The sequence below is a fragment of the Rhizobium sp. TAL182 genome (assembly GCF_002117725.1).
Classification (GTDB): domain Bacteria; phylum Pseudomonadota; class Alphaproteobacteria; order Rhizobiales; family Rhizobiaceae; genus Rhizobium; species Rhizobium esperanzae.
This window is the reverse complement of the sequence record NZ_CP021024.1, coordinates 1,112,255-1,121,555: the sequence shown is the minus strand read 5'-3', so window position 1 is coordinate 1,121,555 and position 9,301 is coordinate 1,112,255. Positions and strand designations below refer to the sequence as shown.

At 63.3% G+C, this 9,301-nt stretch carries 12 protein-coding genes; all 12 read right to left on the bottom strand.

The annotated features are described in order from the left end of the window. Positions 1-6: 6 nt before the first annotated feature. Positions 7-465, bottom strand: coding sequence for a DNA circularization N-terminal domain-containing protein (locus Tal182_RS05645; protein ID WP_164517761.1), 459 nt, complete (start codon positions 463-465; stop codon positions 7-9). A 1-nt stretch (position 466) separates the two neighbouring features. Beyond that, entirely contained in the window at positions 467-2,323 is a 1,857-nt protein-coding gene (locus Tal182_RS05640; protein WP_085858495.1) for a phage tail tape measure protein, read from the bottom strand. Positions 2,324-2,429: 106 nt separating this feature from the next. Beyond that, the gene (locus Tal182_RS05635) at positions 2,430-2,744 is read right to left on the bottom strand and encodes a phage tail assembly protein (protein WP_085858493.1); all 315 of its coding nucleotides are present in this window, start codon (positions 2,742-2,744) and stop codon (positions 2,430-2,432) included. Then, positions 2,744-3,115, bottom strand: a complete 372-nt coding sequence (locus Tal182_RS05630) for a phage tail tube protein (RefSeq protein ID WP_085858491.1) — start codon at positions 3,113-3,115, stop codon at positions 2,744-2,746. The genes Tal182_RS05635 and Tal182_RS05630 overlap by 1 nt, the downstream gene beginning before the upstream one ends. Positions 3,116-3,142: 27 nt before the next feature. Continuing rightward, positions 3,143-4,633: a hypothetical protein gene (locus Tal182_RS05625; RefSeq protein ID WP_085858489.1), complete on the bottom strand. Its 1,491-nt coding sequence runs from the start codon at positions 4,631-4,633 to the stop codon at positions 3,143-3,145. After that, positions 4,634-4,834 (bottom strand): hypothetical protein, encoded by a 201-nt coding sequence (locus Tal182_RS31615; RefSeq protein WP_125461458.1) that lies wholly within the window; start codon positions 4,832-4,834, stop codon positions 4,634-4,636. Positions 4,835-4,864: 30 nt separating this feature from the next. After that, the gene (locus tag Tal182_RS05620) at positions 4,865-5,551 is read right to left on the bottom strand and encodes a hypothetical protein (protein ID WP_085858487.1); all 687 of its coding nucleotides are present in this window, start codon (positions 5,549-5,551) and stop codon (positions 4,865-4,867) included. Then, positions 5,551-5,949, bottom strand: coding sequence for a hypothetical protein (locus tag Tal182_RS05615; RefSeq protein ID WP_085858484.1), 399 nt, complete (start codon positions 5,947-5,949; stop codon positions 5,551-5,553). The genes Tal182_RS05620 and Tal182_RS05615 overlap by 1 nt, the downstream gene beginning before the upstream one ends. A gap of 23 nt (positions 5,950-5,972) precedes the next feature. Then, a complete protein-coding gene (locus tag Tal182_RS05610; RefSeq protein ID WP_085858483.1) occupies positions 5,973-6,992 on the bottom strand; it encodes a major capsid protein in 1,020 nt (339 codons plus the stop codon). A gap of 98 nt (positions 6,993-7,090) precedes the next feature. Then, positions 7,091-7,759, bottom strand: a complete 669-nt coding sequence (locus Tal182_RS05605; protein ID WP_085858481.1) for a head decoration protein — start codon at positions 7,757-7,759, stop codon at positions 7,091-7,093. A gap of 35 nt (positions 7,760-7,794) precedes the next feature. Continuing rightward, positions 7,795-8,358, bottom strand: a complete 564-nt coding sequence (locus Tal182_RS05600; RefSeq protein WP_085858479.1) for a hypothetical protein — start codon at positions 8,356-8,358, stop codon at positions 7,795-7,797. An 18-nt stretch (positions 8,359-8,376) separates the two neighbouring features. Further along, entirely contained in the window at positions 8,377-9,297 is a 921-nt protein-coding gene (locus Tal182_RS05595; RefSeq protein WP_085858477.1) for a S49 family peptidase, read from the bottom strand. Between the last annotated feature and the right edge of the window lie 4 nt (positions 9,298-9,301).

Sequence of the window (9,301 nt, the reverse complement as noted above, 5' to 3'; positions counted from 1 at the left end):
AACCTCTCAGAAAAACCGTGCGAACTGGGTAGCCGCCGCTGCAATGTCGGCCGCGACAGTCGCGGTGACATCACCGAGCGAGAGCACGGCGCCACTATCATTGACGGCCGGAATAAACGTCGCGTCGAAAGCGACGTAGCCGAACCGATCCTTGGCGCGCGAGCGCCGAAAGCCCTGCGCCGTCGCCATCATCGCGCCGTCCATCGGCAGCATAAGGAAGCCGGGACCCGATGCCAGTATGACGTCCTTCAGCGCCTGGGCCTGAGCATCGGACGCATCGCCAAGAAGATAGAGCGTGACGTCGTAGACCGACGTCGAAAGGCCCAGCTCCTCGACGACGGTCTGCCGCCCGCCTGCCACCTCATGCAGCGCCAGGCGCTTGCCCGCCGTCAGCTCGTCGTAGTCGACGAAGAAGGAAACGCCGCTGAAACTGGCCGGGCGCAGCGTCTTTTTCCAGTCTCTCATCTCAGAACCCTCCGCCGCCACCGCCGCCGGCGGGTCCATTCGGAGGCGCCGGGGCCATGCTGCGGCCGGTATTGGCGTTGACCGCAGCAGCGGTCGACGAACGCACGAGCGACACACCCTTTGACAGGGCACTGGCCAAGGCCTGCGCCGCCGCCTCGAGCTTTGCCGCAGCTGTCGAGATCGAGGATCCCGCGTCGGTTCCGGCCGATCTTATCTTGTCGGCCGAACCGGTGATCGCATCTGCGCCTTCCCTGCCGCCATCCGCCACCGACTTGGCGGCGGTCTCCAGCCTGCGCTCCATCGGGCCGAGAACATCGGTTCCCACTTGCGAGGTGAACGATTCCGCGATCTGGCGGCCGCGCCCATATTCCTGATACTGCCTCTGCAAGTCGGCAATCGGCGAAGCACCTGCCGGTCGCGCCATCGGAACGGGCGCATCGGCCCCGGGCATGTTCTTCGGCCCGAAGTTCCTCCCACCGCCCGGAAATTCCGGCGTGACAACGGGCGCGCTCTGCCGGCCGGTCGAAGGGCGCACCGCGCCGCGCAGATACTTGTTCTGCTGGTAGGTCTTCAGCCACTCCTCATTGCGATATCCGCCCTCATAGGCAAGATCGTCGGCATCGGCTTCTGTGGTAAAGCCGAGGTTTCGGCGCAGCCAGGAATAGCCGCGCTTCTTGGCGCCTTCCTGCTTGGCATTGTCGTAATCCAGCCCGCGCGAAATGCTCTGCATGACGGTCGACGCCGCCGGCGCGATCGTCTCGCCAAAGGAAAGCTTGAGCTTCTCCCAATCGCTCGAAAGCTGGTCGATCTTGGACTGCGTCCCCTCGAGCACGCGATCGACGTCGCGAAAGACCGTCCCGTCGACCTTCGAACTGTTCACCGCGTCGATGAACTTCTTGTAGCTGTCGGCGCTGGTCATCAGCGACTGCATGCCGAGGCGGAATTCCTGGTCGGTGAATAGCAGCGGCAGCTTGCTGAGATCGCCCTTCACCGCCTCCTTCGACAGCCGCACGAAGGCCGAGACGGCATCTTCACCGTTCTTTTTGGCCGCCTCCATCTGCTTGCGCAGATCGATGCCGAAATCGGAAAACTTCTTCGCCGTGTCAGACGAATACATCTTGCCGAAGATGTTCTGCGCCTGTGTCGCGGCTGCCTCTGCCGTGCCGGTGTCCTCACGCAGCGTCTGCAAGAGGGCGATCAGCTGCTTCAGGCCATCCTGGCCGCTATAGCCAAGCGAGGAGAAGGAATTGGCGAGCTCGGGAATATAGGCCGCCATGTCCTTCAGTTCGAACTGGCCCGCCTTGCCGCCGGCGACCATGACGTCGAAGGCGCGCTGCATGTCGCTCGCCTGGATCTTCAGCGCCGAAGAAGCCTTGATCGCAGTATTGGCGATATCTTCGGTCGCCGCGCCCGAAGCCTGCGCCGTGGCGAGCACGGAAGGCAGGAAGGACATTGCCTCCTGCAGGCTGAGACCGGAGGAAACAAGCGTGTCGAGCGCACTGATGCCGTCGTCAAGCGGGATGGCGAATTGCTTCGTCACCTGCTGCAGGTTCTGGAAGGCGGCTTTCGTCTGCTCGGCGCTGGCATCGGCGGTGATGCCGATCCGCTCCATCTGCCGTTCCACGGCGGCGAAATCGATCACAGCTGCGCGGGCGCCGGCGGCAAGAGCCACGCCGGCGACGGCGCCGATACGGCCGACGGCCGCCATCCGCTCCTGTGTGCGCGCCAGCGCCGCCTGGTTCTTGTTGAACTCTCCCGCCCGCCGGTTGACCTGGTCCATCTTGCCGGCGACCGACTTGAAGACCTGCCCGGTGCGATCGACGGCCGAGATCTTCAGCCTTGCTTCGACTTCGCGCATCAGCCCTTACGTCTTTCCTTGAACCTCAGGAAGCGATCGCCCCAATAGAAAATGTCGGACGGCGTCATGGCTTCGACCCGTTCGACCGTCCATCCCAAGGCGAAAATCAATCCGTCTGCGATGTCTTCGGCGGCGGCAATTCCCGAAAAAAACCGACCACCGCCTCTTCCAACTTCAGAGAGTCGACGGCGTTCAGGCAACCGATATGCTCGTAGCCCGGGTTGATGCAGATGCGCTCGAGATAGGCATCGACCACTTCGGGATATCGCACCAGCATCGGACCGTGCTGCGTCGGCTGCCAGTCGTTCGGCCGGCCGAGACCGGACCGGAAGATTTCCTTGTAGGTCGGCTCCCGGAGCTCGACGCTGTCGAAGGTGATGCCGTTCTCGGTATAGCTCTTCGAAAGCTTGACGGGATCCATTAGCCGGTGCTCCGGTTATACTGCTCCGAATTGACCGTCAGGTTGGTCAACTCGCCGTTCAGACGATTGGACTCCGGGTCCCCGGTGAAAAACGCATTGGTGAAATAGTGCGTGACCCCGGAAAACTCCTCGAAGATCGTCACGTTCAGCCGCGGCGCCCGCATCAGCGCGCCGAGATCGGCATTGTCGTCGCGGAAGGTGGCCGAGGCGCGATAGGGCATCGGCGTGCCGATGCGATCGCTGCTGCCATCCTGGTTGGTGACCGCCTCGTTCGACTGGCCGGCCGTATTGACGCTGAACGTGCCGCGCATCGACATGACAGTGCCGTCAGAGAGGCGCACCAGCATGCGCCCGCCGAAATCCTTGCCCATATGATTGATCCTTCAGCTTGAGAGGGTTTAGGCCGCGTCGCGGAACTGGCTGTAGACGACCGCGAGACCGGCGAGGATGTCGAGCGGATTGACCACATCGAGCGGCAGCCGCATGTTGACGCGGTTGGGGTTATCCGTGTCCCGCTCGACCACCATGCTGAGCAGCGCCTCCTCGGAATTCTCCAGCACGCCGGACATCTCGCGATAGGTGTGGAACAGCGTCGCCTTGATGTCCTTCACGGTGGTCAGCGCATCGAGGTTCTGCGGGTTGCTGTCGGCGATCGCCTTGTTGGAATGCTCGTAGGCGAGAGCCGCGCGGAATTTCTTCAGCGCGTAGGTCAGCTGGTAGACCGTCTGGATATCCCGGAAGGTCGTATCCGGCGCGCCGTTCGTCGTCTGTTGCTGGGTGATGATCTTGTCGATCGTCACCTGGCCGCTGCGGTTGACGTTCCAGGTGCTGACGCTGTTCTTCAGCATCGCGTCACGCGTCGCATAATCCATCCAGTAGGCGCGATCGCGAGGAGCCGAGATGCCTTCGACGATCAAGCCCGACTGGTTGCGCGAAACGTCGCCGTTCGCGCCGCCGCCGAGCCATGCGGCAATGCGGCCCACCACGGCCGCGACCCAGATATAGCCCGGCTCGGCATTGCCGCCGTCGGTAAACCGCGGGATCATCGTCAGGTGCCACGTGTCGCGCGCCAGAGCGAAGGTGACAAGGTTCGTCGACGTGTCCGTCTTCGGATAGAAGGCGTGGCCGTAGAGCTGCTGGATATAGGACCAGCGGCCGGAGACCTCGCCGAGGAAGCTGTTCAGCAGGTCGAGGTTGGTGCCGTCGTCGAAGGCCGAAACGATGATCTCGAAGGGATCGTCGTTCATCGCCGCCAGGATATTGGCAAGCGACGGCGTGCCGGCGCCGGCCGTCGTGGTCGCGAAAGTAAAGAGGCCGACGAAGGCATTCACCGTATCCAGCACCGGCACGAAGATATCGAGCCCGCTGGCATAGGTTCCCTTATGCCGCGCCGTCAGCGTCACGACATTGGTCGCGGCGGTCGCGGTGAAAGGCAGCGACATGCCCGTCAGCCGGTTGTAATAGCCGTTGATGGCGGCGGCGAGCGCGGTCGCGACGGCGTTTGCGGTCATGCCCGCAGCAAGCTCCAGCGAGATAGACTCCCCGGCGATCTGCAGGATGCCCTGCCCGCCGGCGGCCGGCGGCGCGCCGACGGTGATCGTGCGGATCTCGGCGGTCCCGCTGTCGGCGACGCGGCCGATCCAGATTTCCTGCGCCGGCGCAGTGCGCCTGGCTGCAATGAACATCGCTTCCAGCATCGAGCCGGCGCCAGCGAGCGACCGCGCATCGGTGCGGGTGTTGCAGATCGCGATCTGACCCTCGGCAAGCTTGCCGGCCGCCAGGCCATGCGCCAGGATGATCATCCGGGTTTCGCTCTGGAACTGGCCGCCCGACTGTGTATCGAAGGCGAAGATCGGCGCGGTCAGGTTGGCTGGAATGTTCGAAGCCATTTACTTCGTCCTTCTGGCTGTGGGTTTCTGTTCGGGATCGGCCGAGGCCGGTTTCAGCTTGAGCGTGCCGTCGGCGACGAGGCGGGCCTCGTAGGGGCTGGCAAAATTCACCATCCGCCCATCGGCCGGCCAGTCCGGCTGGTTGCCGGGCATGGGAATGCGCTCCCCCTTCCTGGCGGGGATGTATGTGTCTTCAGACATGGGTCGTGATCTCCGGTCGTAACGACGGCTTCAGGTCTCGGGACCGTATGCGTCCCCGCCCTCAAAGGGCGGCAGGACCTCGGCTGGGAAATACGAGGCCAGCGCCGCGAGCTTGGCCTTGGCATAGGATTGGTCAGGCAGCGCGTCATAGAGCCGCCGCATCGGCTGCGGCAGCCCGCCGCCGGTCATGTCGAAATCGTCGTCACGGATCTCGCAATGGAACCGCATCGTCACGCGCTGCCAGCGAAGCCCGAGGTTCGGCACGGCGAAGGTCTGCGCTTCGATCTTGACGATCCGCCGCACCAGCGTCCGCCATAAACCGCCATCCTGGCTGCGCTCGAGGTGAAGCCGGACCTGCGCGCAAAGTGCTGCCAGCACCAGGCGCGCATCCGAATCCGTCTCCGCCATCGCATCGACGAACTCGCCGTCGTCATCGTCTGCCACGACCGCGAGCTGCGCGATGACATCGAGCACCGCATCGGCCTCGGTGTCATCAGCGGCCGCCATTGCTCCCCGCAGCGCGACACCACTCTCTGCAGTGTGGAGCGTCAGCGTCGGCGTATAAGGCTTCGTCCGATCGAGGTCTTCGACCGCGGCAGCCCTGCTGTCATAGACGAGCCGCCCCGCAAGCGTCGGAAACCCCGATCCCGCAAGGCTCGCCGCCGTCGGACAAAGCACTTCGACGGCAGCAAGGCGCAGCGCCTCGGCAGCAAGCATCACTTGTTCCTCACGAGATACCACGCCGGCCGCGCCGACCCGTCTTTCTCACTGGCCTCGATCCGCCAGGTCACCCCGCCGGCCGCAGTCTCGATCACCAGGTCGCCCCGCCTCGGCTGATACGGCCACCCCGTCGTCAGCGCCGACAGCACCGCATCGTAGGCGACCGTCCCGTTCTTCACGCCCGGATCCGCCGGCAGATGCCGAGGAATCCTGTCAGCCGGCGGCTCAAGGTCGATCGTGCCGAGGAAATCGAACGGCAGACGATCTGGATCATCGGCGGTCTTGTGGTTGACCGACACGCCCCCCGCCCGCGGCTGCAGGCGGAGCGGCGTATAGTCGAAAATCTCGGCGCAGACTTCTTGCGTGAATGCCCGCGCCGCTTCCCAGTCGACCATGATGCTGCTCCGAGAGCGTTAGATCAGGTGTTCCGGCCGCCCATCAGAGCGCCTGGGCGCGTGCAGATGTTCAACTCGTTCATCTGAAGTTCGCCGTTGATGCCCTTGTCATTGGGCATCGGCCACTGCTTGGCATAGAGGCGCTCGCCGAGCGTGTTGACGGTCTCGATGTAATCGGCCGGCGCGGTGTAGGTCTTGAAAAGATTGGCAACGCCGACCGGGAAGAACCGCGCCTTGAGAGTGTCGATGCCGACGCCTTCGCCATCGATTTCGCCGTAGTTTTCCCAGACGATGCCACCAAATTCGAAGATCGGATTGGAAGCGCGATTGAGACCGACATAGGAATCCCGCAGGATCTGAGCCTCGTTCCAGCCGGTATATGTCGCCCGCACTTCCTTGTGCTGCAGCAGCTGGTCGAAGAAGGTGTCGCCGACGAAGGCATGGACCGACATGAACGGTACATTGCCGAGCCGCTTCTTCATTGCGCGAATAACTTTCGTTGCCTTCTGGCGCAAAATTCCATCGGCCGGGTTTGCGTTGTCGAGGTCGAAGTCGACTTCCGTCTCCTCGGTGACCCCGAATTCGGTGAAGAGGTTGAGGGTCGAGCCATCGGCATAGGTGATGATGCCGGAAACGGCGCCGAGCCGTGCCTGCTCTTCCGTAATATCCATGTCGCTCATCTGCGCCTGGATCTTCTCGCCCACGATGTTCTGCACCGTTTCAAGCTCGGTCTCGGAACCCTTGGCGCGAACACCCTGGACTTCATCGGCCATCACGGACCAGTCGCGCTGGAAGTGAGGTACCGACAGGTTGGTCAATTTGCGCTTCGGCATGTCGCGCGTCTCTCCGGGACCGCCGCGCGGGGTCGGCTTCACCAGCTGGAGGATATCGCCGATGCGTTCGATAGCGATCGACGTGGTCGCGACGGGAGTGGTCGAGAACAAGCCCATCTGACCGATACGGCCCGGGCGGTATTTGATGTCTCTGACGAAGTCGGTAAGCGAGGTGACGCTGAAGGCGTCATTCTTGAAGATATCAAGCATGGATGAAATCCTTTGAGGCCTGCGTCACGCAGGATGTTGAAACGACATGCGGCGCGGCCGCTCTGACCCGGCCGGCGAAACCGGCCGGGCCAGGTAGATCAGTTGCGAACGATGATGCCCTGGGATGCGAGGTCCGCGTAGGCCTTGGCGGTCTGCGCTGCGGTGATACCGGCCGGGAGTGTCAGGCAATGGCCGTTCACCTCAGCATCACGAGTGATAGCGGCGATCTTGGTCGTAACGCCAGCACCAGTGACCGCGTCGTAAAGAGCAATGGCCGCTACCGTCTCGGAACCATCGGTTCCCGCCGGGTTGAAGGCGACATATTCCCTGTCGACCGGCTCAACGCCGATGCGGACGATGATGCTGTCACCGACAACAAAGTCCGCGGGGCCGTCGGCGATGGTGAACTTGATTTCCTTGTTGAACGCCACCGCCACGGTTGCTGGGCCGATTTCGCGGCCATCGGGCGTCTGCACCGAGAACGTGCCGGCATTTGCCGCGGCGGCCGTGCAGGTCAACAGGTAATCGCCGTTGCGCACCTTCGAGGTGACCGCGGGATTGGCCATCGTGAGCACACCGTTGCCGGTGTTGCCCGACGTCGGGACAACCGTTGCAGTGACATCGCCGGGAACGACGACAGCGCCAAGCAGTTGGCCCGGCGTAATGGTCTGGGAGGCGGCGATCTCGATGTTGTCGCGCGAGCGATGAAAATTGGCTTCCGACAGCAGAAACTCGCCCGGGTGGCGGCCTTCAGAAAGCGTCGTCATGGTCTCTGATCCTTCTTGAGGTTCGCGGGCGCCGCTCAGGCGATCCGGCTGTTGATCTTGTTGCTGATCTTGCCCCAGCCGGCCTTGGCCTGCTCTGCGGGCGGGACCGCACCGGCCTGCGGCTGCGCGAGGGCCGCGGCTGCCACGCGTTGCTGTTCATAGCTCGCCGCCTGCTGCTGCCCTCCGGTCGGAACAGATGCGGTCGATGCAGCCGAAACATTCGCGGTGACGAACGCCACGACGGCGTCAGCCGCCATGTCGGGAGATTGAACAGCGAGGTCCAGGGCTGCCGCCATGCGCTTGCCGTCGCCCTTTATACCTTCGGCGCCCAGGACCGCGCTGATGCGGTCCATGGCAGTCTTGAAGCCGTCGGCGCCACCGGTGGAGGTGGCAGCGGCGGCAATGGCCGCGGCCGCAGCACCTGCTGCGCCGGCCACAGTCTGATTTTCAGACATGTTACCTCCTGTGGTGGTTGCCCCTGTGTGAGGCGGCTGGGAATTGGATGCCGAGGCATCCGGGTCGATCTCGACATCTTCGAGATCAGAGGGAAGCGCTCCGGAGCGGATCGCCGCCCGGATGCTCGAAATCAGGCTGGTCATGGTCTTCTCCTGCGGGGATCAACCCCGGTTCACTTCCTTGACGAAAGCGTCAAAGGCCTCGAGGGGATCGCCGATCGCATCGACGAGGCCTCTCGCCAGTGCTTCCTTGGCATCGAAGGCCTCGGCCTCGGTCCCTATGGCTTTGGCCTTGGTGATCCTGCCGCGACGGCCCTTCGCGACCGTTTCGGCAAAGGCCTCGCGCATGACTTCGGCCTGTTTCTGCCACCGGGCAGCCAAGTCAGGGTTCAGGCTCTCATAGGGATTACCGTCTGCCTTCTTCTTGCCGGCCCGGATGATGGTCAGCGCGACGCCTTGTTTCTCAAGCCAGCCGGAATAGTCCGCGTGGATCATGATGACTCCGATGGAGCCCGCGCCGCCGAACTCCGGCATAACGATGCCACGCGTCTGCGACGGCAGCAGGTATCCCGCCGAGTAGCCGAAATCCGTCAGGATCGACAACGTCGGCTTTTCCTTCGACAGCTGCGCGATCGCGGCCGCCGTCTCGAAACCGCCGTTCACTTCGCCGCCATAACTGTCGACCTCGAATACCACCCCGCGAACGGATGATGCACGCCGCGCCATCGCGATCTGCGCTTGAAGGCCCTGATAGGATGTTTCCCCCGAATTCGATCCAATCCATCCGCCCTTGTGCACCAGAGAGCCCTCGATCGGGATAATGGCGACATTATCGACCACATCGAAGGGCAGTCGGTTGACTTGCGTGAATGCCCGCTCGATCCGATTGCCGACCTTGCCGGCGAGCGGACGGCCGTTGTCGCCGGCCACGTGATCGATGGCGCCGCCAGGATTGGTAATGACGACAGTGTCGCCCGCTATCCGCGATCCGAGGCCGTAGAGGAAGGCTTCGGCCTTCCGCTCGTCGTACATCAGCGGCGTGCCAAACAGCCGTTGGGCGATGTGGCCATATGCAAAGCTCATGTCC

Excerpts from the sequence above, each read along its gene's own strand:
- Tal182_RS05645 (WP_164517761.1), bottom strand. The coding sequence starts at position 465 with ATGAGAGACTGGAAAAAGACGCTGCGCCCGGCCAGTTTCAGCGGCGTT.
- Tal182_RS05640 (WP_085858495.1), bottom strand. The coding sequence starts at position 2,323 with ATGCGCGAAGTCGAAGCAAGGCTGAAGATCTCGGCCGTCGATCGCACC.
- Tal182_RS05635 (WP_085858493.1), bottom strand. The coding sequence starts at position 2,744 with ATGGATCCCGTCAAGCTTTCGAAGAGCTATACCGAGAACGGCATCACC.
- Tal182_RS05630 (WP_085858491.1), bottom strand. The coding sequence starts at position 3,115 with ATGGGCAAGGATTTCGGCGGGCGCATGCTGGTGCGCCTCTCTGACGGC.
- Tal182_RS05625 (WP_085858489.1), bottom strand. The coding sequence starts at position 4,633 with ATGGCTTCGAACATTCCAGCCAACCTGACCGCGCCGATCTTCGCCTTC.
- Tal182_RS31615 (WP_125461458.1), bottom strand. The coding sequence starts at position 4,834 with ATGTCTGAAGACACATACATCCCCGCCAGGAAGGGGGAGCGCATTCCC.
- Tal182_RS05620 (WP_085858487.1), bottom strand. The coding sequence starts at position 5,551 with ATGCTTGCTGCCGAGGCGCTGCGCCTTGCTGCCGTCGAAGTGCTTTGT.
- Tal182_RS05615 (WP_085858484.1), bottom strand. The coding sequence starts at position 5,949 with ATGGTCGACTGGGAAGCGGCGCGGGCATTCACGCAAGAAGTCTGCGCC.
- Tal182_RS05610 (WP_085858483.1), bottom strand. The coding sequence starts at position 6,992 with ATGCTTGATATCTTCAAGAATGACGCCTTCAGCGTCACCTCGCTTACC.
- Tal182_RS05605 (WP_085858481.1), bottom strand. The coding sequence starts at position 7,759 with ATGACGACGCTTTCTGAAGGCCGCCACCCGGGCGAGTTTCTGCTGTCG.
- Tal182_RS05600 (WP_085858479.1), bottom strand. The coding sequence starts at position 8,358 with ATGACCAGCCTGATTTCGAGCATCCGGGCGGCGATCCGCTCCGGAGCG.
- Tal182_RS05595 (WP_085858477.1), bottom strand. The coding sequence starts at position 9,297 with ATGAGCTTTGCATATGGCCACATCGCCCAACGGCTGTTTGGCACGCCG.